The organism is Vulcanococcus limneticus LL (genome assembly GCF_002252705.1).
Classification (GTDB): Bacteria; Cyanobacteriota; Cyanobacteriia; order PCC-6307; family Cyanobiaceae; genus Vulcanococcus; species Vulcanococcus limneticus.
Genome location: NZ_NQLA01000028.1, coordinates 1 through 25,102 on the forward strand (window position 1 = coordinate 1; position 25,102 = coordinate 25,102).

General features: G+C 69.9%; 29 protein-coding genes and 1 pseudogene. 14 read left to right on the forward strand and 16 right to left on the reverse strand.

Translation table 11 applies throughout. From position 1 onward, the window contains the following. The 4 genes and pseudogenes from CJZ98_RS11415 to ald form a co-directional block, all read left to right on the forward strand. Window positions 1-215, forward strand: a pseudogene (locus CJZ98_RS11415) (hypothetical protein); the annotation flags it as partial. Next, the gene (locus tag CJZ98_RS11420; RefSeq protein ID WP_232756417.1) at window positions 212-814 is read left to right on the forward strand and encodes a nicotinate-nucleotide adenylyltransferase; all 603 of its coding nucleotides are present in this window, start codon (window positions 212-214) and stop codon (window positions 812-814) included. The pseudogene CJZ98_RS11415 and the gene CJZ98_RS11420, both read left to right, overlap by 4 nt. Continuing rightward, window positions 814-2,502 (forward strand): NAD+ synthase, encoded by a 1,689-nt coding sequence (locus tag CJZ98_RS11425; protein WP_094591261.1) that lies wholly within the window; start codon window positions 814-816, stop codon window positions 2,500-2,502. Before CJZ98_RS11420 ends, CJZ98_RS11425 begins: the two co-directional genes overlap by 1 nt. A gap of 108 nt (window positions 2,503-2,610) precedes the next feature. Continuing rightward, on the forward strand, window positions 2,611-3,750 hold the full coding sequence (ald, locus tag CJZ98_RS11430; protein WP_094591262.1) for an alanine dehydrogenase: 1,140 nt from the start codon (window positions 2,611-2,613) through the stop codon (window positions 3,748-3,750). Between the two features lie 45 nt (window positions 3,751-3,795). Here ald and CJZ98_RS11435 read toward each other — a convergent pair whose 3' ends face one another. The 14 genes from CJZ98_RS11435 to CJZ98_RS11500 form a co-directional block, all read right to left on the reverse strand. Then, window positions 3,796-4,224, reverse strand: a complete 429-nt coding sequence (locus tag CJZ98_RS11435; RefSeq protein WP_094591295.1) for a YchJ family protein — start codon at window positions 4,222-4,224, stop codon at window positions 3,796-3,798. Window positions 4,225-4,237: 13 nt separating this feature from the next. Further along, a complete protein-coding gene (locus CJZ98_RS11440) occupies window positions 4,238-5,320 on the reverse strand; it encodes a DUF3326 domain-containing protein (protein ID WP_232756418.1) in 1,083 nt (360 codons plus the stop codon). 35 nt (window positions 5,321-5,355) lie between these two features. Further along, window positions 5,356-5,583: a hypothetical protein gene (locus CJZ98_RS11445; RefSeq protein ID WP_157910963.1), complete on the reverse strand. Its 228-nt coding sequence runs from the start codon at window positions 5,581-5,583 to the stop codon at window positions 5,356-5,358. Between the two features lie 71 nt (window positions 5,584-5,654). Further along, a complete protein-coding gene (locus tag CJZ98_RS11450) occupies window positions 5,655-5,978 on the reverse strand; it encodes a 2Fe-2S iron-sulfur cluster-binding protein (RefSeq protein WP_094591265.1) in 324 nt (107 codons plus the stop codon). Between the two features lie 168 nt (window positions 5,979-6,146). Further along, on the reverse strand, window positions 6,147-6,908 hold the full coding sequence (locus CJZ98_RS11455; RefSeq protein ID WP_094591266.1) for a TIGR02466 family protein: 762 nt from the start codon (window positions 6,906-6,908) through the stop codon (window positions 6,147-6,149). Between the two features lie 61 nt (window positions 6,909-6,969). Next, entirely contained in the window at window positions 6,970-7,923 is a 954-nt protein-coding gene (locus CJZ98_RS11460; RefSeq protein ID WP_094591267.1) for a F0F1 ATP synthase subunit gamma, read from the reverse strand. Window positions 7,924-7,935: 12 nt separating this feature from the next. Continuing rightward, entirely contained in the window at window positions 7,936-9,453 is a 1,518-nt protein-coding gene (gene atpA, locus CJZ98_RS11465; protein WP_094591268.1) for a F0F1 ATP synthase subunit alpha, read from the reverse strand. Between the two features lie 52 nt (window positions 9,454-9,505). Then, entirely contained in the window at window positions 9,506-10,054 is a 549-nt protein-coding gene (atpH, locus tag CJZ98_RS11470) for an ATP synthase F1 subunit delta (protein WP_094591269.1), read from the reverse strand. Next, a complete protein-coding gene (locus CJZ98_RS11475; protein ID WP_094591270.1) occupies window positions 10,054-10,572 on the reverse strand; it encodes a F0F1 ATP synthase subunit B in 519 nt (172 codons plus the stop codon). The genes atpH and CJZ98_RS11475 overlap by 1 nt, the downstream gene beginning before the upstream one ends. Then, entirely contained in the window at window positions 10,569-11,030 is a 462-nt protein-coding gene (locus CJZ98_RS11480; protein WP_094591271.1) for a F0F1 ATP synthase subunit B', read from the reverse strand. Before CJZ98_RS11480 ends, CJZ98_RS11475 begins: the two co-directional genes overlap by 4 nt. Before the next feature lie 121 nt (window positions 11,031-11,151). After that, on the reverse strand, window positions 11,152-11,397 hold the full coding sequence (atpE, locus tag CJZ98_RS11485) for an ATP synthase F0 subunit C (protein WP_094591272.1): 246 nt from the start codon (window positions 11,395-11,397) through the stop codon (window positions 11,152-11,154). A gap of 162 nt (window positions 11,398-11,559) precedes the next feature. Beyond that, window positions 11,560-12,288 carry a F0F1 ATP synthase subunit A gene (gene atpB, locus CJZ98_RS11490; RefSeq protein WP_094591273.1) on the reverse strand — a complete coding sequence of 243 codons (729 nt, stop codon included), beginning with the start codon at window positions 12,286-12,288 and terminating at the stop codon, window positions 11,560-11,562. A 67-nt stretch (window positions 12,289-12,355) separates the two neighbouring features. After that, window positions 12,356-12,895 carry an ATP synthase gene (locus tag CJZ98_RS19105; RefSeq protein WP_232756419.1) on the reverse strand — a complete coding sequence of 180 codons (540 nt, stop codon included), beginning with the start codon at window positions 12,893-12,895 and terminating at the stop codon, window positions 12,356-12,358. A gap of 35 nt (window positions 12,896-12,930) precedes the next feature. Next, the gene (locus CJZ98_RS11500) at window positions 12,931-14,178 is read right to left on the reverse strand and encodes a class I SAM-dependent methyltransferase (protein ID WP_094591274.1); all 1,248 of its coding nucleotides are present in this window, start codon (window positions 14,176-14,178) and stop codon (window positions 12,931-12,933) included. 176 nt (window positions 14,179-14,354) lie between these two features. Here CJZ98_RS11500 and CJZ98_RS11505 point away from each other — a divergent pair, with 176 nt between their 5' ends. The 8 genes from CJZ98_RS11505 to CJZ98_RS11535 all read left to right on the forward strand — a co-directional run bounded on the left by CJZ98_RS11505 (window position 14,355) and on the right by CJZ98_RS11535 (window position 22,764). Beyond that, window positions 14,355-16,700 carry a phycobilisome rod-core linker polypeptide gene (locus tag CJZ98_RS11505; protein WP_408645518.1) on the forward strand — a complete coding sequence of 782 codons (2,346 nt, stop codon included), beginning with the start codon at window positions 14,355-14,357 and terminating at the stop codon, window positions 16,698-16,700. A 99-nt stretch (window positions 16,701-16,799) separates the two neighbouring features. After that, window positions 16,800-17,405, forward strand: coding sequence for a phycobilisome rod-core linker polypeptide (locus tag CJZ98_RS19545; RefSeq protein ID WP_408645519.1), 606 nt, complete (start codon window positions 16,800-16,802; stop codon window positions 17,403-17,405). A gap of 440 nt (window positions 17,406-17,845) precedes the next feature. Further along, window positions 17,846-18,331: a globin family protein gene (locus tag CJZ98_RS11510; RefSeq protein WP_094591275.1), complete on the forward strand. Its 486-nt coding sequence runs from the start codon at window positions 17,846-17,848 to the stop codon at window positions 18,329-18,331. 38 nt (window positions 18,332-18,369) lie between these two features. After that, window positions 18,370-18,858, forward strand: coding sequence for an allophycocyanin subunit beta (gene apcB, locus CJZ98_RS11515; protein WP_094591276.1), 489 nt, complete (start codon window positions 18,370-18,372; stop codon window positions 18,856-18,858). A gap of 35 nt (window positions 18,859-18,893) precedes the next feature. Next, window positions 18,894-19,094 carry a phycobilisome linker polypeptide gene (locus tag CJZ98_RS11520; protein ID WP_094591277.1) on the forward strand — a complete coding sequence of 67 codons (201 nt, stop codon included), beginning with the start codon at window positions 18,894-18,896 and terminating at the stop codon, window positions 19,092-19,094. 189 nt (window positions 19,095-19,283) lie between these two features. Continuing rightward, entirely contained in the window at window positions 19,284-20,522 is a 1,239-nt protein-coding gene (locus tag CJZ98_RS11525) for an FtsW/RodA/SpoVE family cell cycle protein (protein WP_390625456.1), read from the forward strand. Between the two features lie 42 nt (window positions 20,523-20,564). Further along, window positions 20,565-21,335 (forward strand): cytochrome c biogenesis CcdA family protein, encoded by a 771-nt coding sequence (locus CJZ98_RS11530; RefSeq protein ID WP_094591298.1) that lies wholly within the window; start codon window positions 20,565-20,567, stop codon window positions 21,333-21,335. A 97-nt stretch (window positions 21,336-21,432) separates the two neighbouring features. Further along, a complete protein-coding gene (locus CJZ98_RS11535; RefSeq protein WP_094591278.1) occupies window positions 21,433-22,764 on the forward strand; it encodes a cytochrome c biogenesis protein ResB in 1,332 nt (443 codons plus the stop codon). Here the strand turns inward: CJZ98_RS11535 and queF are convergent. Further along, a complete protein-coding gene (gene queF, locus CJZ98_RS11540; RefSeq protein ID WP_094591279.1) occupies window positions 22,752-23,165 on the reverse strand; it encodes a preQ(1) synthase in 414 nt (137 codons plus the stop codon). The two genes, CJZ98_RS11535 and queF, sit on opposite strands and share 13 nt — an antisense overlap. Before the next feature lie 206 nt (window positions 23,166-23,371). On the opposite strand from queF, the gene CJZ98_RS11545 reads away from it, so the two are divergent. Beyond that, entirely contained in the window at window positions 23,372-23,710 is a 339-nt protein-coding gene (locus tag CJZ98_RS11545; protein WP_094591280.1) for a P-II family nitrogen regulator, read from the forward strand. A gap of 42 nt (window positions 23,711-23,752) precedes the next feature. Here the strand turns inward: CJZ98_RS11545 and CJZ98_RS11550 are convergent, their stop codons facing one another. Continuing rightward, window positions 23,753-24,580: a TlyA family RNA methyltransferase gene (locus CJZ98_RS11550; protein WP_094591281.1), complete on the reverse strand. Its 828-nt coding sequence runs from the start codon at window positions 24,578-24,580 to the stop codon at window positions 23,753-23,755. 233 nt (window positions 24,581-24,813) lie between these two features. Here CJZ98_RS11550 and CJZ98_RS11555 point away from each other — a divergent pair, with 233 nt between their 5' ends. Beyond that, window positions 24,814-25,092 carry a hypothetical protein gene (locus tag CJZ98_RS11555; RefSeq protein WP_315861398.1) on the forward strand — a complete coding sequence of 93 codons (279 nt, stop codon included), beginning with the start codon at window positions 24,814-24,816 and terminating at the stop codon, window positions 25,090-25,092. Window positions 25,093-25,102 lie beyond the last annotated feature (10 nt).

Genomic DNA, 25,102 nt, shown 5'->3' on the forward strand with positions numbered 1-25,102 from the left:
AGCTGCTGCGGGGCGCCGGCCTGGGGGCCCGTAGGCCGGCCTCACTGCTGCGCCGCCTGGCCCGCCAGGACGGCCGGGCCCGGGCCTGGCTCGAGCATTGGCCTGCCCCCGGCGAGGCGGCCCGCACAGGCCTTCGCGGCGGCCCCGCCACCGACACCCGCAGCAACCGCCTGGCCAGTCCCGACGCCGCGACGCTGCAGGGCCTGCTGCCGTGAGCCCAGCCGCCACCGGGCTGGAGGACCAGGGCCCCGTGGCCCTGTTCGGCACCAGCGCCGATCCGCCCAGCTGTGGCCACCGCAGCCTGCTGGCGGGCCTGGCCGCCACCTATCCGCTGGTCGCCACCTGGGCCAGCGACAACCCCTTCAAGGCCCACGGCGCTCCGCTGGACGTGCGGGCCCGGCTGCTGGGCACGGTGGTGGCGGCCCTGAACCGGCCAGGCCTGCGGGTGGAGCAGGGTCTCAGCAGCCCGCGGGCGATCGAGACCCTGGAACGGGCCGGGGCCCTCTGGCCTGGCCGGGAGCTGGTGTTCGTGGTGGGCAGCGACCTGGTGCCCCAGATCCCGCGCTGGTATCGGGCCGCCGACCTGCTGGGGCGCTGCCGGCTGGCGGTGGTGCCACGCCAGGGTTGGCCTGTGGCCCCCGCCGACCTGCAGCCCTTGCGGGACCTGGGCGGCCGGGTGGAGCTGCTGCCGCTGTCGATTCCCGCCACGGCCAGCTCGGCCATCCGGCAGCGGGCCCGCCGCGAGCAGGTGCCGGCCGAGCTGTGGCCGGAGCTGATCCAGCACAATCTCTACGGCCTCAGCACCCCGCCCTGATGCGCCTCGCGCTCGCCCAGTGCAATCCCCTGGTGGGCGACCTGCGCGGCAATGCCGACCGGCTGCTGGACACCTGCTGGCGCGCCGCCGGCTCCGGCGCCGATCTGGTGTTGGCGCCGGAGCTGGCCCTATGGGGCTACCCGGCGCGGGACCTGCTGCTGCGCCCCGACCTGCGCCGGCTCCAGCACCAGCAGCTCGACCGCCTGGCGGCGCAGCTGCCGGTGGGCCTGGCCCTGCTGCTGGGGGTGAGCGAACCCGCCCCGGGCCAGCAGCAGCCCGACCTGTTCAACGCGGCGGCCCTGGTGGAGGCCGGCCACTGGCGCATCGTGGCCCGCAAGCGGCTGCTGCCCAGCTACGACGTATTCGATGAGCGACGCTACTTCCGCCCGGCCTCCGAGCCCTGCCTGCTGGAGCTGGAACGGGGCGGCCGCACCTGGCGCCTGGGCCTCAGCCTCTGCGAGGACCTCTGGGTGGACGAGGACCTGCACGGCCACCGGCTCAGCGGCGGCGACCCGATCGGCGACCTGATCCCCCTGGCCCCGGACCTGCTGCTCAACCTCTCGGCCTCGCCCTTCGCCCAGGGCAAGGCCCAGCTGCGCCGGGACCTGGCGGCGGCGGCGGCTGGGCGGCTGGGCTGCCCCGTGGTCTACGTGAACCAGGTGGGCGGCAACGACGAGCTGGTGTTCGACGGCGGCAGCTTCGTGACCGCACCGGGCGGATCGGTGCTGCTGCAGCTGCCCTGGGCCGAGGAGTCCCTGGCCTGCTGGGACCCCACGGCCACCCCGGGCAGCCCAGCCCAGGCCATCCCCGCCAACGAGGCGCTGCTGCTGCGGGTTCTGGTGCTTGGCGTGGCCGATTACGCGCGCAAGTGCGGCTTCCGGCGGGCCCTGCTGGGCCTGAGCGGCGGCATCGACTCGGCCCTGGTGGCGGTGCTCGCCGCCGCGGCCCTGGGGCCCGAGAACGTCCAGGGGCTGCTGATGCCCTCGCCCTGGAGTTCGGCCGGCTCCATCGACGATGCCCTCGCCCTCGCCGAACGGCTCGGCCTGGCGACCCACACCCTGCCGATCGCGTCGCTGATGGCGGGGTTCGACACCGCCCTGGCGCCGGCCCTGGGCGGGGCTCCCGCCGGTCTCACGGCCGAGAACCTGCAGTCGCGCATCCGCGGCACGCTGCTCATGGCGGTGGCCAACCAGCAGGGCCAGCTGCTGCTCTCCACCGGCAACAAGAGCGAGCTGGCGGTGGGCTACTGCACCCTCTATGGCGACATGAACGGCGGCCTGGCCGTGATCGGCGACCTCTACAAGACCACCGTGTTCCGCCTCTGCGCCTGGATCGACTCGCCCGAGGCCGGCCCCTGCCGCGCCGCCCTGGGCCTGCCGGCCGAGGGGGAGCTGATCGGCCGCGCCATCCGCGAGAAACCGCCCAGCGCCGAGCTGCGTCCGGACCAGCGCGACAGCGACTCCCTGCCCGACTACGCCGTGCTCGACCCCCTGCTCAAGGGCCTGATCGAGGAGCTGCGCAGCCTGGAGGAGCTGGTGGACTCCGGCGTGGACCCCGCCCTGGCGACGCGGGTCCAGGGGCTGCTGCGCCGGGCCGAGTTCAAGCGGCGCCAGGCGGCGCCGCTGCTGAAGGTGAGCGGACGGGCCTTCGGCAGCGGCTGGCGCATGCCGATTGCCGCCGGCGCCTGAAGGCCCGCCAAGATCCCGCCGCAGCCACTGCTGCGAAGCGGCCCGGTGGCCATCCGGTGGCGGCCCCGTGGCGGCCTCGCCATCGTGGAGCGATACCTCCAGCTCCCTATGGCCAGCGCCGGCCCCCCAGCCTCCATCGCCAGCATCGGCGTACCGACGGAGACCAAGCGCGACGAGCAGCGGGTGGCCCTCACCCCCGATGGGGTGCGGGAGCTGGTGAGCCAGGGCCTGGAGGTGCGCATCCAGGCCGGTGCCGGCCAGGGGGCCGGCCTCGACGACGACGCGTTCGCCACGGCTGGGGCCCGCATCGTCGACCGGGAGGAGGCCTGGGCCGCGCACCTGGTGGTGAAGGTGAAGGAGCCCCAGCCCGCGGAGTTCGGTTTCCTGCGTCCCGACCTGGTGCTGTTCACCTACCTGCACCTGGCCGCCTATCCGGAGGTGGGCCGGGCCCTGCTGGAGGCAGGCACCACCGCCATCGCCTACGAAACCGTGCAGCTCGACGACGGCAGCCTGCCCCTGCTGGCGCCGATGAGCGAGATCGCCGGCCGGCTGGCGGCCCAGGTGGGCGCCCACCTGCTGGAGAGGCCCCATGGCGGCCGTGGCGTGTTGATCGGCGGCTGCACCGGCGTGCGGCCGGCGCGGGTGGTGGTGATCGGGGCCGGCACCGTGGGCTGGAACGCGGCCCGCATCGCCACCGCCATGGACGCCGAGGTGTTCCTGCTCGATCGCTCTCCCCAGCACCTGCGCCGGCTGGAGGCCCAGCGCCAGGGGCGCCTCACGAACCTGGTGAGCAGCCGTGGCCTGCTCGAGCGCCTCGTGCCCAGCGCCGACCTGCTGATCGGCGCCGTGCTGTTGCCGGGCGACCGGGCCCCGACCCTGGTGGAGGAGGAGCTGGTGCGCCGGATGAAGCCGGGCTCGGTGATCGTGGATGTGGCGATCGACCAGGGCGGCTGCATCGCCACCAGCCGCGAGACCACCCACACCGATCCGGTGGTGACGATCCACGGCGTGCAGCACTACGCCGTGGGCAACATGCCCGGCGCCGTGCCCTTCACCTCCACGGAGGCCCTGGTGAGCGTCACCCTGCCCTACATCCTGGCGATCGCCGGCCGGGGCCTGGTGGAGGCCGTCACGGAGCGGCCCGAGCTGGTGTCCGGACTGAACACAATCGACGGGGCGGTGTGCCATCCCGGCGTCGCCAAGGCCCTGGGGGTGCCGAACCGCCACCCGATGGCCTGCCTGCACTGACCGGGGTTGGCGGGCCGCCCACAACGCGGCACAGCCCGAGCTCCGTCAGCTGGAGCCCGAATCCGAGAGCTCAAGGGCCTTCAGATAGAGCCAGCGGCCCTCCGGCCGGTTTCCCTCCCGCCCGAACAGCGAACACTCCCGCATCACCCCCGCCTGGCCGCCAACGGCGTAGTGGGCTTCAAAAGTCACCGTGCCGGCGGGATCGGCCGGCCCTCCAGCTGTGGTGGCCAGGATGCACAGCCGCTGCCAGCGCACCTGGCCAAGGCTGGCCCCCAGCTCCCGGCGGCGGCGGGCCAGCGGTTCGGGGGAGGAATGGGTGCGCAGCAGATACTCCAGCTCCCCGAGGGCGTAGGCGCTGTAGCGGGAGCGCATCAGCTGCTCGGCCGTGGCCGCCGGCCGCTCGCCGCGGTGCAGGGGGCCGCAGCAGGAGCGGTAGCTGAGGCCGCCACAGGGGCAGGGTCGATCGAGCGCCATCGCCGTCTCCACCTCAGGCCAACCGCGCCAGGGGCCGTCGCAGGGCAGCGGGATCCAGCCCCTCCCGCAGGGCGAGCACCAGGCCGGCGGCCTCCATGTAGCTCCGGGCCGGCAGCACCTCCAGCCCCAGGGCCTCGGCCGACACGTGGAGCACGCAGGGGTTGTGCACGGCGATGAGCGGGATGCCACGCTCGGCGCAGGCCAGCACGGCGGCCCCGCCGAGGGCCCCGGCGGGCGCCACCACGGCCCCCACATCCGCAACCCGGAGGAGATCGCCGCCGCCACTCCAAGCCCTGGAGCGCCCCTGGGACGACGCGGGGGCCATCGGCACCAGATCAGGCGCCCGGCTCAATCCCACCAGCACGCAGGCCAGGAAGGTGTAGCCCAGCTCCTCCCCCGCCGCCCGGGGATCGAGGAGCGGATCCAGCGGCAGCGGGCTCAGGGCCGGAGCGTGGGCGCAGGGGATCCCCAGCTCCCGGCTGAGCAGATGGCTGATCACCGCCTCGGCCCCCGCCAGGGCATCCACGCCCGATCCCTGGCGATAGGCGGCGAGGGCCTCACTGGCGGGATCCTCCGGGAAGCGGGCCACCACGGCAATCGCCGTGGCCCCCGCCGCCTGCAGCTCGCGGCCGGCGCGCAGCAGCGCGTCGGGGCGACCCAGGCGGCCCCAGCTGGCCCCGCTGGCCCCGCTCGTGAGCGTGACCTCCAGGGGCTGGTCAGTGATCTGCACGGGCCCGATGCTGAGGCCCAGGCTGGCGCGGCAGCCATCGGCCACCTGCAGGTGGCGCTGGCGCAACTCGGCCTCGATGCCGGCATCGAGCAGCAGGCCGACGCGTTGACGCCGCACGGACCGCAGCGCCAGCTCCCCGCCAGCGAAGCGATCGAGGGCCGAGCCCTCTACGTAGTGGATGCGGGGGTCGCTCCAGTAAAGGGCCGCCCCGTTCATCACGTTGGGGTGGGTGATCAGGCAGCCGCTGGCAGCTGCCAGCAGCCGTGCCGAGGGAAGGGCATCGCCCGCATAGCCGCCGACCTCACAGCCGATGCCCGTGGGGAGCACCAGCAGGGTGGGCAGGGGCGCACCGGGATGCCCGGCCACGCCAGCTGCAGCGGATGTCACGCCAAGGTCGGGCCTCATCGCTGCAGCACGGCCTCGATGCGCAGCCGCGATCCCTCCGGACCACCTCCTGCGCCAGGCTCCACGGCCGTGATGGCCCAACGCAGAACCCGACCCTCGGCCCCGAGGCCCGCCTGAATCTGGGCCAGCAGCGGGCCGGGCCGCCGCACCAGCTCCAGCTCCACGGCCTCGAGCGCGATGGCCCGATGCCCAGCGGCCGCCACCGGCCTGGGCGCCTGCCCCAAGGAGTCCAGATCCCCAGTCTCTGGCGGCATCGGCTCCACGGGCGACTCCACCGGAGAGTCAGCCGATCCGCTCACTTCTGGTACTGACCGAACTGGGCCTCGTAAAGGGCGTCCTCCTGGCCGCCGACCAACTTGAGATCACTGCGGGGGTAGGCCACGCACAGCAGCGCGAACCCCTGCTCCTGCAGCTCCGCCTTCACGCCCATGGCATCCGGCTGATGCACGCTGCCCTCGGTCAGCCGGGCGGCACAGGTGGTGCACACGCCCGAACAGCAGGAGCTGGGCAGCTCCACGCCCGCGGCCTCGGCCGCCGCCAGCACGGTCTGGTCGGCGCGGCAGCTGAAGCTGTGCGACGTGCCGTTCAACTCGGCGACAACGGTGAAGCTCTCACTCATGGGAAGGGCCGCTGCAGCGGCGACTGGCCGGATCGGGACCATCTTCCCGGATCACGGAACCGAGAGTCCTGCCGACCCCGGGCGCCAGTTGGGCAGCGCTTCGCCACGGGCGGAGGCGCGCTGCCCAACTGGCGCCCGGGGTCGGGGCAAGGGTGTTTGTGGGGGGATTTACGGGCCGCTGGGACGGGGTAGCTCGCTCCACTGGGTGGGGTGGGGGGCCAGGTATTCGGGGGGGGCGGGGTCGCCGGGGGCGGCGAGGGGGGCGGTGAGGGCGAGGTCGAAGGCGATCGAGAGGCGCACCTCCTCGTCGTCCCCATTGGCGGTCACGGCGTGGTCGATGGCAGAGGGGAACAGCACCAGCAAGCCGGCCTGGGGGGCCACATCCAGCCAGGGGGCGTTCCAGCGTGCAGCGCCGGGATGTTCGGCACGGATCGGGCCGCCATGGCCCACGGCCAGCCCCGGCACCAGCTCATTGGCCTGGCGCTGGGGGAACAGGCGCAAGCAGCCACTACGGCCGCTGCCATCGCCGTTGAGGTAGTAAACGGCGCTGAGATGGGCATTGGGGTGGTGGTGACGGCCCACCACCTGGCCCGCTTCGCTCACCACCGGCCAGGCCCGCTGGATGTGGAGCGCCACGGCAGAGCGGTCAAAGCCCAGGGCCTCCAGGTAGGCCCAGGCCTGGTGCTGCACCTGCTGGCACAGGCCGGCGAAGGCCTGCAGGCGCTGCAGCTGCCAGACGCCGTTGATGTCGCCGGTCCAGGCGCAACCGGGCTCGGGATTGCCGCTGGCCTGACCGCGCAGCGCCAGCACCTCCTGGATCCACACCGCCGAATCCCAGGGGTCCGGACGGAGCTGCACCCGGGCCAGCGCCAGCGGGAACAACGGCTCCAGGCCTAGGGAAACGGACGACGACAGGGGCATCGGCAGCATGCAAAAAGGGGAGCCCCACAACGCGGGCTCCCCTCAGCCTGCCTCAGGCTCGGGCGCTGCTTCAGGACATCGCGGCCGCGCCACCGACCACTTCCAGGATCTCCTGGGTAATGGCGGCCTGGCGGGCCTTGTTGTAGTCCAGCGTCAGAGACTTGGCCAGGGCCTTGGCATTGTCGCTGGCGTTGTTCATGGCCGTCATGCGGCTGGCCAGCTCAGATGCGGCAGCCTCCTGCAGGGAGCGGAGCAGCTGATTCTGCAGATAGAGCGGCAGCAGGGCATTGAGCAACTGCTCGGGGCTCTGCTCGAACACGAAGTCCGACTGCAGGGTGGGTTCCACGTTCTGAATCTTGTCGACCTCCACGCCAAGACGGCCCTCACGGGTGGTGAGCCGGAAGATCTCGTCGTCGGGGGTGGCGATGCCCTGGGGATCGAGGGGCAGCAGGGTCTGGGAGACCGGCTTGGAGCTCACCAGGTTGATGAACTTGGTGAAGATGATCTCGATCCGATCGGTGCTGCCAGAGAGGAACTCCGCCAACACTTCATTGGCGATCTCACCGGCTTCAGCGGCGCTCGGCACCTGCTCCAGACCGGTGAAGGTGGCCCGGATCTTGTAGAGGTGGGAGCGGTTCTGGAAATAGGTGATGGCCTTGCGGCCGATCAGCACCAGATCCACGTCATAGCCCTGGGCCTTGAGCTCAGCGAAGCGCTGCTCGGTGCGCTTGATGATGTTGGCGTTATAGCCGCCGCACAGACCCCGGTCGCCGGTGACGGAGAGCAGGGTGATGTTGCGCAGGTCACGATCCTCCAGCAGCGGAGCATCGGCATCCTCGAAGCGCAGCCTGGACTGGAGGTTCTCCAGCACCCGGGCCAGGCGATCGGCGAAGGGGCGACTGCGCAGGACCTGTTCCTGGGCACGGCGCACCTTGGCGGCAGCCACGAGGCGCATGGCCTCAGTGATCTTGCGCGTGTTCTTGACCGAACTGATGCGGTCGCGGATGTCCTTGAGGTTCGCCATTACTCAGGATCCTCAGGCGGCGACGGCGATGGTCGAGACCACCTCCTGGATAGCGGCCTTGAGGATGGCTTCGGACTCCTCGCTCAGCTGCTTCTCGGTCTGAACCTTCTGGATGTACTCGGGCTTGTTGGTCTTGAGGTACTCGCGCAGCTCGCGGGCGAACTCCACCACCTGATCCACAGGCACGCTGTCGATCAGACCCTTGACACCGGCATAGACCACGGCCACCTGCTCAGCCAGGTTCAGGGGGCTGAACTGGGACTGCTTGAGAAGTTCGCGCAGACGCTTGCCGCGGGCCAGCTGGGCCTGGGTGGCGGCGTCAAGGTCGGAGGCGAACTGGGAGAAGGCGGCCAGTTCGTCGAACTGGGCCAGCTCCAGCTTCAGGGTGCCGGCAATCTTCTTGATGGCCTTGGTCTGGGCGGCACCGCCCACGCGGCTCACCGAGATACCCACGTTGATGGCGGGGCGCAGACCGGAGTTGAACAGGTCGGAGCTGAGGAACACCTGGCCATCCGTGATCGAGATCACGTTGGTGGGGATGTAGGCCGACACGTCGCCAGCCTGGGTTTCGATGATCGGCAGGGCGGTCATCGAGCCCTTGCCCATCGCATCGCTGAGCTTGGCGGCGCGCTCCAGCAGGCGGCTGTGGCAGTAGAACACGTCGCCGGGGTAGGCCTCACGACCGGGGGGACGGCGCAGCAGCAGCGACATCTGGCGGTAGGCCTGGGCCTGCTTGGTGAGGTCGTCGTAGATCACCAGGGTGGCCTTGCCCTTGTACATGAAGTACTCGGCCAGGGCGGCGCCGGTGTAGGGGGCCAGGTACTGCAGCGCAGCGGATTCGGAGGCGTTGGCGGCCACCACGATCGTGTAGTCGAGGGCGCCCTTCTCGCGCAGCACGTCCACCACGTTGGCCACCGAGGCAGCCTTCTGACCCACGGCCACGTAGACGCAAACGACGTCTTCGCCCTTCTGGTTGATGATCGTGTCGATCGCGATGGCGGTCTTGCCGGTCTGGCGGTCGCCGATGATCAGCTCCCGCTGGCCGCGGCCGATGGGGATCATCGCGTCGATGGCGGTGATGCCGGTCTGCATGGGCTCATGCACCGACTTGCGCTGGATGATCCCAGGCGCCATCGACTCGATCAGGCGAGTCTCGGTGGTGGCGATGTCACCCTTGCCATCGATCGGCTGACCGAGGGCATTCACGACGCGGCCCAGCAGCGCATCACCCACGGGCACCGAGGCGATCTTGCCGGTGGCCTTGACGGTGCTGCCCTCCTGGATGCCGCGGCCCTCGCCCATCAGCACCGCACCCACGTTGTCGTCCTCGAGGTTGAGGGCGATGCCTTCGGTGCCGTCTTCGAACTGCACCAGCTCACCGGCCATGACCTGCTCCAGGCCGTAGACACGGGCGATGCCGTCACCGATCTGCAACACGGTGCCGACGTTGCTGACGGAGACCGACTTGTCGTAGTCAGCGATCTGCTGCTTGAGGATCGCGCTGATCTCGTCGGGGCGGATGGAAACCATGGGAGGCGGTGGAGGGGAGGACGGTGGGTGAGAAGGGGGAGGCGGTGCGGGGTTAGCTCACCTTGGCAAGCGCCAGTCCGAGGCGACGCACCTGACCGGCCAGGCTGGCGTCGATCACCTTGGAGCCGACGGTCACGACGAAGCCGCCGATCAGCGCGGGATCCACCAGGAGGTTGATCTCCAACTTGTCGGTGCCGGCCACGGCCTGGACCTTGCTGCGCAGATCGGACTGCTGCTGCTCACTGAGGGCCGTGGCGGAGGTCACGGTGGCGAGCGCGATGTTGTTCTGCTGGCGGTAGAGCTCGAGCAGGCGCTCCAGCACGGCATCGAGGATGCCGATGCGCTGGCGATCGGCCAGCAGCTTGAGCAGATTGAGGAACGAGGGCGTGACCTGACCTTCGAACAGCTTGGTGAGGGCCGCCTTCTTGGCGTCCACCTCCAGCACGGGGGAGGCCAGGGCGTTGCGCAGCTCGGGGGACTCCTGCCACAGGGCCAGCACGGCCTTGGCCTGATCCACCACCTCGTCCACTTCGTTGCGGGCCTCGGCGACCTGCAGGAAGGCCTCGGCGTAGGGGGTGGTGACGGTGTTGAGCAGCGGCATCAGGCGTTCCCCAGGTTTTGGATGGACTGGTTCAGCAGCTGGGCCTGGGCATCGGCATCGAGCTTGCCGGGGAGGGTGGCCAGGGCCTTCTCGATGGCGAGGCGGGCCGCTTCACGCCGCAGCTGGTTGGTGACACGGGCCGCCTCGGACTGCAGGTCGGCCGCGGAACCCTGCTTGAGGCGCGCCATCTCCTCAATGGTGCGCTTTTCGTTCTCCAGACGGATCGCCTGGGCACGGGCTTTGCCGTCGGCACGGATCTGCTCGGCCTTCTTCTGGGCCTCGGCCAGACCCTGCTGGGCCTGGGCCAGGGACTCGCTGGCCGCGCCCAGGCGCGTCTCAGCGTCCGTCAGATCGGTGAGAATCGCCGCTCGCCGCCGCTCCAGAATGCCGCCCAGGAAGTTGGGGAGGAATTTGTAGAGGGCGAAGATGACGATCGCCAGGTTGATGATGTTGGTCTCGAACGGATTCAGGTTCAGCCCGAATGTGCCGTGCGAGGCCAGGATCGAAGGGAAGTTCATTTGGCGGCCAGCAGGCGGTCGACGATCAGGTCACCGAGCTTCTCGGCATCACCCTGGAGCTGCTTGAAGGCGGTCTCGCGCTCAGCATCGATCTCGCGGCGAGCCTGCTCACGGGAGGCATTGGCATCCGCAGTAGCGGCGGCCAGGGCTTCGCGGTAGAGGCGATCGCAATCCTGCTCCGCGTCCTGGATCAGCTTCTGGGTGGCCAGACGGGCCTCCTTGAGCTGGGCGGCGAGATCCGCCTCCAGGCGCTCCACCTGGGCCAGCTTCTGCTTGGCCTCAGCACGGCTGGTGGTGATGTAGCCCTCGCGCTCCTCCACAACCCGACCAACGGGGCGGAAGAACAGGGCGTTGAGAATGAAGGTGAGGAGCACCACCTGCACCGCCATCAGCGGCAGGGTGGCATCGAGGTCGAAGAGACCTCCCTCCGTTGCACCGAGCAGTAGCCAGCTGGTCATGAGGCGGGGGTGCGGGCGGATGAAGCGGGCCGCGGAACGGCTTGGGGGCTGGATGCGAGCGGCTGGAGCCAGGGTTCAGCCGCCATCCGGCGACCGAACCCCCACTCACCTCCGTTCGCGATCAGGCGAAGGGGTTGGCGAACAGCAGCACCAGGGCGACCACGAGGCCGTAGATGGTGAGAGCTTCCATGAAGGCCAGGGACAGCAGCAGGGTGCCGCGGATCTTGCCTTCAGCTTCAGGCTGACGCGCGATGCCTTCGACAGCGCCGCCGGCAGCGGTGCCCTGACCGATGCCGGGGCCGATGGCGCCCAGGCCGACGGCCAGGCCAGCAGCCACAACAGACGCAGCGGAGGTGATGGAATCCATGGTGGAACTAGGTGTGTGGGGCGCCGGGAAAGCGCGGGATGGACCGGGGACGAAACCCTGCGCCGGGACATCTCGGGTGGGGAGATGGGCCCGGAACGAACCGGACCTGCGCGCAAGGAGTTTGCCAGACCGGGGGTACCGGCCTGACGGGATCAAGGCTGATCAGTGGTGGGATTCGTGCACCGCTTCGCCGATGTAGTAGGCGGCGAGGGTGGCGAAGATCAGCGCCTGGATAGCACTGGTGAACAGGCCCAGGAACATGGCTGGCAGGGGCACCACCAGGGGCACCAGGAAGGCCAGCACAGCCACCACGAGTTCGTCGGCCAGGATGTTGCCGAACAGACGGAACGAGAGGGAGAGCGGCTTGGTGAAGTCCTCGACGATCTTGAAGGGAACCATGATCGGCGTGGGCTCCACGTAGTACTCGAAGTACCGGAAACCCTTGCGGCTCAGGCCGGCATAGAAGTACGCCAGAGACACCAGCAGGGCCAGGGCCACGGTGGTGTTGATATCGGCGGTGGGGGCACCGAGTTCACCGCTGGGCAGGTGAATCAGCTTCCAGGGCACCAGGGCACCGCCCCAGTTGCTCACGAAGATGAACAGGAACAGGGTGCCAATGAACGGCAGCCAGTCGCGGTAGGCCTTCTCGCCGATCTGCTCGCGAGCCATGTCGCGGATGTAGTCCCACAGGAACTCGAGCAGGTTCTGCACGCCGCGGGGGTCGCGCTCCAGCTTGCGGGTGCCGACCACCACCAGGGCGAGCAGGGCGCCGATGACGACCCAGGAGCTCAGGAACACCTGGCCGTGGATCTTGAGGTTCCCGAGCTGCCAATAGAGGTGTTGGCCCACCTCCAGTTCGGCAAAGGGAAGAGCGAGTGGCAAGGGAACCATCGGGCTGGAAGGGCGGTGTCGCGCGGGCGACGGGTCGGAATGGGGGCCGGCGGGGCCAGGCAGCCGCTTAGCGGTCGAACAGCGCCTGGAGGAGCAGGGCGGGCTTGTAGAGCACGAAGCCGATCAGGGCCGGCAACAGCTCCAGCTGGGGGGAGCGCGAGCTCGCCAACACCAGCACCACCGGCACGAGCAACTGGATCTTGCCCACCTTCTTGGAGCCGTTGCCGAGCTTGCTCACACTGCGGGCAAGGAGCCACAGATAGAGCAGGCCAGCCAGGGCGCCCACCAGCAGGCTGCCGGCGGTGGGGAGATCAAATCGCCATGCCGTGAAGACCACCGCCGCGGCGGAGACGATCACGGTGGCGAGCAACAGGCGCTGCTGAAGCCGCCGGTAGTCGTCCAGCCCGCCATCGACGGCTGCCGTGGCGGCCGCAGGGTCCGCAGCGGCTGCTGCGGGGCTGGTGGACGGTGGAGACTCCGAGGACTCGGAGGCCACCGGGTCCAGGGCCAGGTCGGCAAGGTCGCCGGCGGGGAAACCGCTCACCACCCCGCCAGCCGATCCCGCTGAGGGGACGTCGTCGGGAGGGGAAACGGGGCCTGCCTGCAAGGGGGCCGAGGCTCTGGAAAGGCGCGCGGAATCTATCACGCAGCGTTACAAGTCCCGGCCTGGAGCAGCAGAACCTGCTGTCGTAGCAGGGTTCTTGCCGTCTCAAGCAGCCGGGCCTGCTCCCAGTCCAGGGGCAGCTCGCCCAGGGGCCTGGACAGCACCTCGTCGGCCTGCTGGCCCGCAGCCCCGGACGCCTCCACGGCCTGGAGCAGGGCCTGGCCGTCGGCGCTCAGATCCAGGGGCGCCATGTCCGAATCGAGCAGGGCGGTGCCGGGCCAGCCCCACAGGCAACGGTTGCGGCGGCCGCGGGCCGCCAGCAGCGCCCCGTCGTCCGACCAGTTGTGGCGGGCCGGTTCCCCCTGGCTGAGGAAGAACTCGAAGTGGCTGATGTCGGGATCCAGATCCTCCACCAGCTGCCACTGCTGGCGCGGGGGCAGGGCGCGGGCCCGCTCCAACAGCTCGCCCCCCAGCAGCCGGGCCGGATCCCACACCTGGGGATTGGAGAAGCCGGCGAAGTGCAGGTGCGCCGAGGCCACGAAGGCGAACAGGCGCTCGAGGTTGTAGCTGGTCTCCTGGGGGTGCAGGTACATGTCGGCGAAGTTGGCGTCGGCGGCGCAGTCGATCGCCCAGCGCTGCTCGTGGTGGCGCCGCAGCCGGTTGTGCCCGGGCAGCTCGGTGAACAGCTGGCGGCCCAGCCGCAGTCCCTCGGCGCCGCTGCCCACCCCCAGGGCCGTCAGGGCCCGCTGGCTGCGGTGGATCTCCCAGCGGCCGCCGTCGGCATAGAGGAAGAGATGCAGCAGGGCGCCGGGAGCCAGCAGGGCGGCCAGGGCCCGCAGGCCCGCCTCCGGCTCGCGCAGGTGGTGCAGCACCCCCACCGAGTTGATGTAGTCGAACGGGCCCTCGCCCTGGAGCTCCAGCAGGCTGCGGTTCTCGATCCGCACTGAGGCCTGGCGGTCGCCGCCGGAGCGCCGCAGGCGCTCGCGGGCCACCTCCAGGGTGCCGGGGGAGATGTCCACCGCCAGGATCTCTGCGCCGGGGTTGAGGTGGGCCAGGTAGTCGGTGCTCACCCCCGTACCGCAGCCCGCATCGAGGATCCGCAGCGGTCGGCCCTCGGACCGCTGCGGCGGCAGGGCACCGGTGCTGGCGGCGTAGGCCGTGTCCACGCACCAGCGCCAGTTGTATCCGGGCGGCGGGCCGTCCTGCAGCGGATCCCCGGGGTAGGGGAAGCGGTCGTAGAAGGCGCTCACCACCGGGGTGGCGGCATCGGCCGGGGACTGGGTCATGGCAGGGGAAACAGGCGGAGCAGGACCGCCGGCAAGGGGACCTGCAGGGGCGAGCTTTTCATGGCCCCAGCTGGCGTGGAGCCGGGGATCGCGTAAGGCTGCAAACATTTGTTCATGGCCGGCCGAGGGGCCAGAGGGGCAGCCGTAAGTTGCCTTGGCCCGGTTCGCTCTCCTCCATGACTGTGACCGCCAGCAGCGGCAGCAGCAGGGTTGCACCCCAGCGCTACGACACCCTGCCGCTCTCCAGCGTCCGTCAGGCGGAACAGCAGGATCGCTTCCCCGACGGCACTGAGCTGCAGACGCTCGCCACCTTCTTCGAGAGCGGCAAGCTCCGGCTCGAGGCCGCCCGTCGTCTCTCGGCCAATGCCGAGACGATCGTGGCCCGCGCCGCCAACCGCATCTTCGCGGGGGGTACGCCGCTGTCCTACCTGGATGCGCCCCTGAGTCCAGCCGCCAGCGAGGAAACGCCCCTCGCCGCCGACCAGGTCGCCTTCCAGAAGTCGGTCCAGACCTTCACCGGCGGCAGCGCCAGCAAGGGCAATTTCCTCACCCGCCTTCTCGAAGGGGGCGGTGACGCCGACGTGCGGGTGGTGATCCCCACCGGCTTCTCGCCGATCAGCGTCGCCGTCTACGGCACGGCGCGGATGAAGAAGTCGATCCGCGACCTGGCCTGGTTCCTGCGCTACGTGGGCTACGCCGTGGTGGCGGGTGATCCCAGCATCCTGGCGGTCAACACCCGGGGGCTGCGCGACGTGCTCGAGAAGGGCTGCTCCCTGGCCGCCACCAACGTGGCCCTGCAGGAGATGCGCGCCGGTGCGGCCGCCCTGCTCAAGGACCTGCCCGAAGCGCGCCAGCTGCTGATCGAGAGCTTCAACGTCCTGATCAAGGAGCTGGACGTTCCCACCCCCTCGCCGCGCCAGCGCCTTGGCAGCCCCGAGAACCAGGGCCTGCAACTGCCGGCGATCTACGCCCTGGCAGCCCAGGGCAAGGCTCTCCGCTACAACATGAAGCCGGGCCTGACCGGCGGACAGAAGGCCGAGGTGGTGCGCGCCGCCTACCGCCAGGTCTTCGAGCGCGACATCGTCAAGGGCTACAGCCAGGAGGTGGCGCCGGTGCAGGCCACCCAGCTGCGCCAGGGCCAGATCTCGGTGCGCGAATTCATCCGCGCCCTCGGCCACAGCAAGGAATACCGGCAGCAGTTCTACAGCCGCTTCTCCAACAGCCGCGCCGTGGAGCTGGCCTTCCGCCACTTCCTGGGCCGCGGCATCAGCTCGAAGGAGGAATTCACCCGCTACTTCGACATCGTCAGCGCCCAGGGCCTCAAGGGCCTGGTCGATTCCCTGATCAACACCGCCGAGTACGCCCAGGTCTTCGGCGAAGAAACCGTTCCCTTCCTGCGGGACATCGGCGAAGAGGCCCAGGAGAGCGCGGGCTGGGGCAGCAACCGCAAGCTGTTCCGCTTCAGTGCCCCATTTGAAGGCGCTCCCCAGTACGTCACGCTCTACGCCAGCTACCGCCGGCCCTTTGCCGACCAGCACCCCTACGGCGGCGGCAACGATCCCCTGGGCCTGAACTACGGCGCCATCTTCCCCTCGGGTACCGCCAGCGTGGCCACCCGTCCGGCACCGTTCAGCTACGACAGCCGACGCATCCTGGTGGGCAACGGTCTGCGCCAGCCCGGCCAGATGAACAGCCCCCAGTTCCGCGCCTCCACCCCCCGCAAGGTGGGCCCCAAAGTGGTGCGCCTGACCCAGATCGCCACCGGCGGCAACTCGGTGCCCCGCCGCGGCGGCCAGCCCAGCGTGCGCAACACCGAGGCCGGCACCCAGGCCGTGATCAACGCGGTGTACGTGCAGGTGCTGGGCAACACCGGCTACGCCGGTGAGCGCAACACGGTGGAGGAGATCAAGCTTGAGAACGGCGATCTCAGCCTGCGCGAGTTCATCCGCCAGGTGGCCCGTTCCGATGCCTTCCGGCGTCGCTACTGGAGCGGCCTCTACATCACCAAGGCGATCGAGATCATCCACCGCCGCCTGCTGGGCCGTCCCACCTTCGGCCGCTGGGAGATCGACAGCTACTTCGACGTAGCGGCCCGCAAGGGTTTCTACGGCGTGGTCGACGCGATCCTCGACAGCCGTGAATACAGCGAGACCTTCGGCGAGGACACGGTCCCCTACGAGCGCTTCATCACCCCGGCGGACCTCAACAGCCGGCGCGTGCCGGCCCTGAAGCGGGAGCTGGACCTGGCGGCCTACGCCGATCTCACGCCTCGCCAGCGCCCTGAGGTGGCTCCCCCCCGCGATTTCCGCTATGCCGGCGAGCTGACCCGCCGCAACCTCCCTGCCAAACCTGCGGTGGTGCGGGGAGGCTGGAGCGCCACCCTCAGCGGCGGCCAGAGCCTGGCGCCGAGCGTGCCCGCAGACCAGGGACCCGGCACCATCGCCACCCCGCCCGAACCCTCCCGCCGCTGGAGCGCACCGCGCTGGCAGCCCGGCGGTGGCCTCACTCCCACCTGGAGCTAGGGGGTCACCAGCTTCGGCACCGGGGTCAGCAGCACCCCGACATCCCCAGCCTTCTCCGTTGGCGCTGTTGCCCCTGTGGTGGGTGGCTGGTCGAAGGCCGTGGCGGGCACCCTGGCCGCAGGCCCCGCCCAGCAGCCGGGCCAGGCGATGCAGAAGGCCCTGCGACCCGACCGTCCCCAGGGCTTCGCCCGCCGCCAGAGCCTGGGACGGCCCCTGCAACTGGCCCTGCGGCCCAGCCCTGCCGAGCTGAAGCAGGCCATCGACGCCGTCTACCGCCAGCTGCTCAACCGCCAGCCCCTCGCCGCCGAGCGGCTGGTGGATGCTGAGTCGCAGCTGCGCAACGGCAAGCTGAGCGTGGCCGACTTTGTGGCCAAGGTGGCCGGAAGTGAGCTCTTCGAGCGCCGCCTCAACCGCATGGCACCGCTGCGGGCCGCCGCCGCCGCCTACCTGGCCCTGCTGGGACGCGCCGCCCAGCCCCATGAAACCAGCCGTTTCCTGGCCACCCGCACCACCGAGGGCCTGCGGGCCTCCATTGAGGCGATCCTGAGCAGCCAGGACTACGCCTCGGCCTTCGGCCGGGACACTGTGCCCTACCTGCGCGGCCTGGCCACCAGCGACGGCATCCCGCTGACCACCGTGAACCGCACGGCCTCCCTCTACGGCGGCAATGCGGCCCTCAATCCGCCCATCAAGGGCGCCATCTAGGACGAGAGCACTCGTCAGGATTCCTGGCGTCCAAACGAGCAGCCCACCGGCCCCCACAAGGGCCGGTTTTTTATTTGTGACAACAAGCAAGCAAAATCCCGAATCGCAGACTGTGCGCGACTGGGCGATCAAGCCTCCTGATTGTTAACAAGCGAGACAGGAGCCGCGTATTCACAACATCGCCGAAAACCCTTGCGAGCCAAGGGATCTGCGGGACTGAGGCGCCGTGAAGAACTGTTACCGGAGCCGGGGCTGTCGCAGGGCTCTGCCACAGAATGATTCGGCGAACAGCACCCCTGTCGCCTCCCCCAGTCCAGCCCCGCCACGGCGGGCCGTCCGCCGAAGCGGGCAGCTCCTAGTAGCGAGGCCCTGAGAGAGCCCCCTTACCCACCGGATATCGGTCTCCGTTCAGGCGACCGCTTGTTTCGAGGCAGAACTGCATGAGCATCGTCTCCAACTCGATCATCAACGCGGACGCCGAAGCCCGCTACCTCAGCCCTGGCGAACTCGACCAGATCAAGGCTTTTGTGAGTGGTGGCCAGCGCCGCATTCGCGTAGCCCAGGTTCTGAGCGAGAGCCGCGAGCGCCTGGTGAAGCAGGCCGCAGGCGCCCTCTTCCAGAAGCGCCCCGACCTGATCTCCCCCGGCGGCAACGCCTACGGCGAGGAGATGACTGCCTCCTGCCTCCGCGACATCGACTACTACCTGCGCCTGGTGACCTACGGCGTGGTGGCCGGTGATGTCACCCCGATCGAGGAAATCGGGATCATCGGCGCCCGCGAAATGTACCGCTCCCTCGGCACCCCCCTGGAGGGCATCGCCGAGGCCGTGCGTGAACTGAAGGTCGCTTCCGCGAGCCTGCTCACCGGTGGCGATGCCGAAGAGGCTGGCTTCTACTTCGACTACGTCGTCGGCGCCCTCTCCTGAGGTTGCTTCTTCCCTAACCCCGCCTCTTCTCAGCTTCCATGCAAGACGCCATCACCAACGTCATCAATTCGGCCGACGTTCAGGGTCTCTACCTGGACGGCTCCTCCATCGGCCGCTTGGAGCAGTATTTCGCCTCCGGTGAACTGCGGGTGCGCGCTGCCGCCACCATCAGCGCCAACGCCTCGGCCATCATCAAGGAAGCCGTCGCCAAGTCGCTGCTGTACTCGGACATCACCCGTCCGGGCGGCAACATGTACACCACCCGTCGCTATGCCGCCTGCATCCGCGACCTGGACTACTACCTGCGCTATGCCACCTACGCCATGCTGGCCGGTGACACCTCGATCCTCGACGAGCGCGTGCTGAACGGCCTCAAGGAGACCTACAACTCCCTGGGTGTGCCCATCGGTGCCACCGTCCAGTCGATCCAGGCCATCAAGGAAGTGGCTGCCAGCCTGGTGGGTCCTGATGCCGGTCGTGAACTGGGCGTCTACCTCGACTACATCAGCTCCGGCCTGGGTAACTGATCCCGCGCCCTCGGCACACCCTGCGGATCATTCCCATGCGTCTGTTCAAGATCACGGCCTGCATCCCCTCCCCTGAGAAGACCCGGACTCAGCGCGAGCTGCAGAACACCTTCTTCACGAAGTGGGTGCCCTTCGAAAGCTGGTTCGCTGAACAGCAGCGGATCATGAAGCAGGGCGGCAAGATCCTGAAGGTCGAACTGGTCACCGGTCGCCGTCAGGTCAGCGTCGGCAACTGAAGCTCCAGCTTCACGAGGTGCCGGAAGCCAAAGCTCAGTTGATCTGGATCATGTTCTGAGCTCTGAGCACAGCATCAGCCTGCACTCCGTCTTCCAGTACTGCATCAGCCCGGCTCAAGCCGGGCTTTTTTGTTGGCAACCACCACGCAGATAGGGGATAGTCGGTGACACAGCTGCACCAGCACCGCCTTGTCCAGCGCTCCCGTTGCCGCCCGCCCGCAGCGCCACGGCGCGGCCTCCGGCTCCGGGGGTCTGCGCCTGCTGCCGCTCCCCTTCACCCACTGGCCGGCCGAGGCCCGGCTGCTGCTGGCCATGGTGGCCCTCTGGAGCCTGCTGGGGCTGCTGGTGCTCGCCTCCGCCAGCTGGTGGGTCGCCAGCCGCGAGATGGGAGACGCGGCCTACTACCTGAAACGCCAGGGCCTGTGGCTGGTCGCCAGCTGGGGCCTGCTCTGGCTTGGGATCAGCACCAACCTGCGGCGTTGGCTGCGGCTGGCGGGGCCGGCTCTGCTGGTGGGGGCCCTGCTGGTGGCAGCCACCCTGGTGGCGGGCAGCACCGTGAACGGGGCCAGCCGCTGGTTGGTAGTGGGCCCGATCCAGATCCAACCCACCGAGCTGATCAAGCCCTTCGTGGTGCTGCAGGGCGCCGCCCTGTTCTCGCACTGGAAGCGGATTGCCCCCGATCAGAAACTGATCTGGCTGGGGGTCTTCGGGGTGTTGATCCTGCTGATCCTCAAGCAGCCCAACCTCAGCACCGCCGCCCTCACCGGCCTGCTGCTTTGGCTGATGGCCCTGGCCTCCGGCATCAGCCTCACCGGCCTTGTGGCCACGGCGTCGCTGGGGGCCATGGTTGGGGTGGGCAGCATCCTGATCAACGAGTACCAACGCATTCGCGTCACCTCCTTCCTCAACCCCTGGAAGGACGCCCAGGGCGATGGCTACCAGCTGGTGCAGAGCCTGCTGGCGATTGGCTCCGGGGGCGTCTGGGGTGAGGGTCTGGGCCTTTCCACCCAGAAGCTGCAGTACCTGCCGATCCAGAGCACCGACTTCATCTTCGCGGTGTTTGCCGAGGAGTTCGGCTACGTGGGCTCGCTGATGCTGCTGCTGTTCCTGCTGCTGTTCGGCCTGACGGGCCTGCGGGTGGCCCTGGCCTGCCGCAGCAACCAGCAGCGGCTGGTGGCGATCGGCTGCACCACCCTCCTGGTGGGCCAGTCGATCATGAACATTGCCGTGGCCAGCGGCGCCATGCCCACCACCGGGCTGCCGCTGCCCTTGATCAGCTACGGCGGCAACTCGCTGCTGGCCAGCCTGCTGCTGGCCGGCCTGCTGATTCGCTGCTCCCTGGAGGCGGCCGGCCTGGAGCCGCCGCGGCCCGCCCTCAGCCGCCGACTGGCCCAGGCCACCGCCAAACCCGCGGGAGCCCCCCGATAGGCTGGGCCGACAGCCCAGACGCCGGAGCGAGCGCAATTGCCGATGCTGGCTCTGCCCATAGCGACCAGCCTGCCAACGGCCGCCTGCCTGACCCTCGCCACCCTGCTGCCGGTGGCCGACTGGGCCCGTAGCAGCGAAGACCTGCTGCGCAGCTCCCTGGCCGCCCCGGGCCCGCTGACTCTGGCCCTGGTGTTCGTCGGCGGTCTGCTTACGAGCCTGGGGCCCTGTTCGCTCTCGCTGCTGCCGGTGACCCTGGCCTACCTGGCGGGCTTCGATGCAGACGGTGGGAAGCCGTGGCTGCGCAGCCTCAGCTTCACCGGCGGCATCGTGGGCGCCCTGGTGCTGCTGGGGCTGGCCAGTGGCTGGCTGGGCCGGCTCTACGGCCAGATCCCTGGCCTGATCCCCACCCTGGTGGGGGCCCTCGCCCTGCTGATGGGACTGAACCTGCTCGGGCTGGTGCGGCTGCGGCTACCCGCCGGCCCCGACCCCGAGCAGTGGCGCCAGCGCGTGCCCGCCCCCCTGGCCCCCCTGGCGGCCGGTCTGGCCTTCGGGCTTGCGGCCTCCCCCTGCACCACCCCGGTGCTGGCGGTGCTCCTGGCCTGGATCGCCCAGGCGGGCGATCCGCTGGTGGGGGTGGTGCTGCTGACCTGCTTCGCCGGCGGCCAGGTGCTGCCGCTGCTGCTGGCCGGCACCGCCGCCGCCTCCCTGCCCCGTCTGCTCGCCCTGCGGGCCCTGGGTCAGTGGGTGCCTCCGATCAGCGGCGTCGTGCTGCTGGTCAGCGGCGGGCTCACCCTGCTCGCGCAGTGGTCTTGAGTCCACGGCCAGCCGGCAGCCCCCGCGCCAGCAAACGGCCAGACCGCTTCCACTCCTCTCCCTGCCCTCCCTTCCCCTCCGACAGAGTCCTCCGCCGATGAACACCGCCGCCCCATCCCTTGGCCGCTGGGGTCAGTTCGGCCGGCTGCTCGCCTGGATCTCCGACCTGCGGGTGGCGATCGGCCTGCTGCTGGTGATCGCCATCGCCAGCGGCATCGGCACGCTCGTGCCCCAGAAGGAAGACGGCGCGCTGTATCACCGCGTCTTCGACGGCAAGCCCTGGCTCGGGCTGCTCAACGGCGACGCGATCCTGCGGCTGCAGCTCGATCACGTGTATTCGAGCAGCTGGTTTCTGGCCCTGCTGGCCTGGCTGGGGCTGGCCCTGATCCTGTGCAGCTGGCGCCGTCAGTGGCCCGCCCTGCAGGCGGCCCTGCGCTGGATCGACTACCGCTCGCCGCGCCAGCTCAGCAAGCTGACCCTGGCCGAAACCCTGGAGAGCCCCGATCCCCGCGCCGAGCTCACGGCCCTGCAGACCCTGCTGGCCGTGCGGGGTTGGCAGCTGCAGCCCGCCGAGGGGCGCCTGGCAGCCCGCAAGGGCGTGCTGGGCCGGGTGGGGCCACTGCTGGTGCACACGGGCCTGGTGGTGCTGATGGTGGGGGCGGCCTGGGGCGCCCTGGCGGGCCAGCGGCTGGAGCGCTATCTGGCCCCCGGCCGGGAGCTGGAGCTGCTCAGCCGCCGCGGCGACAGCCAGCTCACCGTGGCCCTGGCGGATTTCCGGGTGGAGCGGGATCCGGCCGGCCGGCCCGAGCAGTTCCGCTCCCAGCTGGAACTCAGCGACGGCAAGGGCGCATCGCTCGGCGCCTACGAGATCAGCGTGAACCATCCGCTGCGCTTCCGCGGCCTCACCATGTATCAGGCGGACTGGAGCCTGGCCGCCATCGGCGTGCAGCTGGGCAAGAGCCCGATCCTGGAGCTGCCCCTGCAACCCTTTCCCCAGCTGGGGGAGCAGGTGTGGGGCATCGTGCTCCCCACCCGGCCGGACGGCAGCGAGCCCGTGCTTCTCACGGCATCCAACGAGCAGGGACCGATCACGGTGTACTCGGCTGAGGCCCAGGTGATCGGCAGCCTCAGCCCCGGCGGCCCTGCGGTGGACATCCAGGGGCTGCCGCTACGGGTCGCCAGCGTGCTGCCCGCCAGCGGCCTGCTGCTCAAGCGCGATCCGGGCGTGCCGCTGGTCTACGCCGGCTTCGCCATCGCCCTGGCGGGCGGAAGCCTGAGCCTGGTGGCCACCCGCCAGCTCTGGGCCGTGGCCGAGCCGGAACGGGGCCGCCTGCACGTGGGCGGCCTCTGCAACCGCAACCTCACGGCCTTCGCGCGGGAACTGCCCCAGCTGCTGGCCGAGCTGCGGAGCACCCCTCAGCAGGGCTGACGGGTGCCGTGGCTGGCCCGGATCACGGTGTGCACGTTGCCGCGGGGGTTGAAGTCGGCCTCGAGCTGCATCCACACCGGCTCACAGGCCGCCACGAAGTCGTCGAGGATGCGGTTGGTGACTTCCTCATGGGAGATGGAGCGATCGCGATAGCTGTTGATGTAGAGCTTGATCGCCTTGAGTTCGATCACGCGCGGCCCCGGCTGATAGATCAGGCGCAGCACGGCGAAATCGGGATAGCCGGAGAAGGGACACTTGCAGGTGAACTCCGGCAGTTCGATCGCGATCTCATAGGCCCGCCCAGGCCGTGGGTTCTCGAAGCAGATCAGCTCCGCCTCGGCGATGGCCCGCTCGCCATAGAGGGGGGTGCGGGTCTGGGAATCGGCGAGGCCGGCGGTCATGGCGGGAACACCAGGAGGGCAATGGGGGATGCTACGCACTTCGCCCCCCACCGGCGCAAAGGCGCTGGGGCCATGGCCGTAACAATGGCTACCCCGCCGAGCGGGCCGCTGCGGCCTAATAGCCCGTATCCGGGGTCTGAGCACTGCGATGGCCCTTCCTCCCGGGAAGCTTTCCTGAGAGACTCCCTTCGATCGAATCCGGTCCCATGAAAAAAGTCGAGGCCATCATCCGTCCCTTCAAACTTGAGGATGTGAAGCTCGCCCTGGTGAACGCCGGCATCGTCGGCATGACCGTGAGCGAGGTGCGGGGCTTTGGCCGCCAGAAGGGCCAGGTGGAGCGCTACCGCGGCTCGGAGTTCACTGTGGAATTCCTGCAGAAACTCAAGCTGGAAGTGGTGGTGGACGACGACCGCGTCGACACCGTGGTGACGGCGATCCAGGACGCGGCCCGCACCGGCGAGATCGGCGACGGCAAGATCTTCATCAGCACGATCGACTCGGTGATCCGCATCCGCACCGGCGACCGCGACAGCAGCGCCATCTGATGGCAAGCCGCCAGTTTGTGGGGGCAGCGACTTGCAGCCCCCTCAACTGGCCAGGGTGGCCTCCACCAGCCCCAGGATTTCCGGCCGATCGAGACTCGCGGCACCGGGCTCCGCGGGCCAATCACCGCGGCGCAGCCAGAGCAGATATTCGTGGTTGCCGGCCGGCCCGGTGATCGGCGAGGCCACCAGCCCACAGGGCCGCCAGCCCTCGCCGGTCGCCGCCGCGATCACCCCCGCGATCGCATCGGCATGGGCCGCCGGATCACGCACCACCCCGCCCTTGCCCACCCGCTCGCGGCCCACCTCGAACTGGGGCTTGACCAGCAGCAGCGCCTCCACCGGCCCTTCCACCAGCAGGCGCCCCAGGGCGGGAAGCACCAGCGCCAGGGCGATGAACGACACATCCGCCACCGCCAGATCGGGCCGCGGATCCTCCGCGCCGTAGAGCTGCTCAGGCAGCAGGTGGCGCAGGTTGGTGCGCTCCTTGAGCACCAGACGGGGATCGGTGCGCAGGCTCCAGGCCGTCTGGCCGTAGCCCACATCCACCCCGTAGACGCGGCTGGCCCCCTGCTGCAGCAGGCAGTCGGTGAAGCCACCGGTGGAAATGCCGCCATCGAGGCACACCCGCCCCGCCACGCTGATCGGGAAGGCCTCCAGGGCCGCGATCAGCTTCTCGCCGCCCCGCGACACAAACCGGGGGGGCTGCTCCACCTGCAGGGCCAGCTCCGGCGCCACGTCGAGACCGGGCTTGTCGAGCACCCGCTCGCCACTGCGCACCCGGCCGGCCCGGATCAGCTGCTGGGCCTGCTGGCGGCTGGCGGCCAGGCCCAGCTCAACAAGCCGCAGGTCGAGGCGTTGCTTGCGGGCCATGGCGGAGTCGGGGAAGCGTAGTCGGCGAAGGAGTGGGCGGCGGGAGCGGCGGCGGCGAACGGTGCGCGCACCAGCGGGCTGGGCCCCGTTGTCCTACATCGAGGCCGAAGATCGCCAGCGTTCCCGAACAAAACCGGTGCGGAGCGGGGTCGAACCCGAAACCCATCGGAGGATGGCCCCACCGCAGCAGTCGGGGTATGGCCCTCCCACAGGAGCCTGGACGATCGAGCCCCATGGGCATCGCCAAGCCGGCCAGCGCCAGCACTGACCGTCGTGCTCGCCCCCGCACCATGCCGGACGGCACCACCCCCAGACCGGCGCAGACCCCGGCCAACGTGCTCGAACTCCTGCATCCCGGCAGCTTCGTGAAGCTGCAGCGCCACCCGGCCGACCTGCCCCCCTTCCAGCTGATCCGCTGCCACGGGGGCCGCTGCTGGGTCCGCCAACAGAGCTGGGGCCCCGCCGTCCACTGGGAAGTCCCCCACCGCCAACTGAAGAGCCTCGGCGCCTGATCGCGGTGGC

What these genes read in the sequence shown, in the direction of transcription:
- atpA (WP_094591268.1), bottom strand. Translation starts at nt 9,453, where the DNA reads ATGGTTTCCATCCGCCCCGACGAGATCAGCGCGATCCTCAAGCAGCAG.
- CJZ98_RS11505 (WP_408645518.1), top strand. Translation starts at nt 14,355, where the DNA reads ATGACTGTGACCGCCAGCAGCGGCAGCAGCAGGGTTGCACCCCAGCGC.
- CJZ98_RS11435 (WP_094591295.1), bottom strand. Translation starts at nt 4,224, where the DNA reads ATGGCGCTCGATCGACCCTGCCCCTGTGGCGGCCTCAGCTACCGCTCC.
- CJZ98_RS11455 (WP_094591266.1), bottom strand. Translation starts at nt 6,908, where the DNA reads ATGCTGCCGATGCCCCTGTCGTCGTCCGTTTCCCTAGGCCTGGAGCCG.
- apcB (WP_094591276.1), top strand. Translation starts at nt 18,370, where the DNA reads ATGCAAGACGCCATCACCAACGTCATCAATTCGGCCGACGTTCAGGGT.
- CJZ98_RS11520 (WP_094591277.1), top strand. Translation starts at nt 18,894, where the DNA reads ATGCGTCTGTTCAAGATCACGGCCTGCATCCCCTCCCCTGAGAAGACC.
- CJZ98_RS11460 (WP_094591267.1), bottom strand. Translation starts at nt 7,923, where the DNA reads ATGGCGAACCTCAAGGACATCCGCGACCGCATCAGTTCGGTCAAGAAC.
- CJZ98_RS11530 (WP_094591298.1), top strand. Translation starts at nt 20,565, where the DNA reads ATGCTGGCTCTGCCCATAGCGACCAGCCTGCCAACGGCCGCCTGCCTG.
- ald (WP_094591262.1), top strand. Translation starts at nt 2,611, where the DNA reads ATGGCCAGCGCCGGCCCCCCAGCCTCCATCGCCAGCATCGGCGTACCG.
- CJZ98_RS11500 (WP_094591274.1), bottom strand. Translation starts at nt 14,178, where the DNA reads ATGACCCAGTCCCCGGCCGATGCCGCCACCCCGGTGGTGAGCGCCTTC.
- CJZ98_RS11535 (WP_094591278.1), top strand. Translation starts at nt 21,433, where the DNA reads ATGAACACCGCCGCCCCATCCCTTGGCCGCTGGGGTCAGTTCGGCCGG.
- CJZ98_RS11480 (WP_094591271.1), bottom strand. Translation starts at nt 11,030, where the DNA reads ATGACCAGCTGGCTACTGCTCGGTGCAACGGAGGGAGGTCTCTTCGAC.
- atpB (WP_094591273.1), bottom strand. Translation starts at nt 12,288, where the DNA reads ATGGTTCCCTTGCCACTCGCTCTTCCCTTTGCCGAACTGGAGGTGGGC.
- CJZ98_RS11510 (WP_094591275.1), top strand. Translation starts at nt 17,846, where the DNA reads ATGAGCATCGTCTCCAACTCGATCATCAACGCGGACGCCGAAGCCCGC.
- CJZ98_RS11450 (WP_094591265.1), bottom strand. Translation starts at nt 5,978, where the DNA reads ATGAGTGAGAGCTTCACCGTTGTCGCCGAGTTGAACGGCACGTCGCAC.
- CJZ98_RS11425 (WP_094591261.1), top strand. Translation starts at nt 814, where the DNA reads ATGCGCCTCGCGCTCGCCCAGTGCAATCCCCTGGTGGGCGACCTGCGC.
- CJZ98_RS11555 (WP_315861398.1), top strand. Translation starts at nt 24,814, where the DNA reads ATGGGCATCGCCAAGCCGGCCAGCGCCAGCACTGACCGTCGTGCTCGC.
- CJZ98_RS11475 (WP_094591270.1), bottom strand. Translation starts at nt 10,572, where the DNA reads ATGAACTTCCCTTCGATCCTGGCCTCGCACGGCACATTCGGGCTGAAC.
- queF (WP_094591279.1), bottom strand. Translation starts at nt 23,165, where the DNA reads ATGACCGCCGGCCTCGCCGATTCCCAGACCCGCACCCCCCTCTATGGC.
- CJZ98_RS11550 (WP_094591281.1), bottom strand. Translation starts at nt 24,580, where the DNA reads ATGGCCCGCAAGCAACGCCTCGACCTGCGGCTTGTTGAGCTGGGCCTG.
- CJZ98_RS11545 (WP_094591280.1), top strand. Translation starts at nt 23,372, where the DNA reads ATGAAAAAAGTCGAGGCCATCATCCGTCCCTTCAAACTTGAGGATGTG.
- atpH (WP_094591269.1), bottom strand. Translation starts at nt 10,054, where the DNA reads ATGCCGCTGCTCAACACCGTCACCACCCCCTACGCCGAGGCCTTCCTG.
- atpE (WP_094591272.1), bottom strand. Translation starts at nt 11,397, where the DNA reads ATGGATTCCATCACCTCCGCTGCGTCTGTTGTGGCTGCTGGCCTGGCC.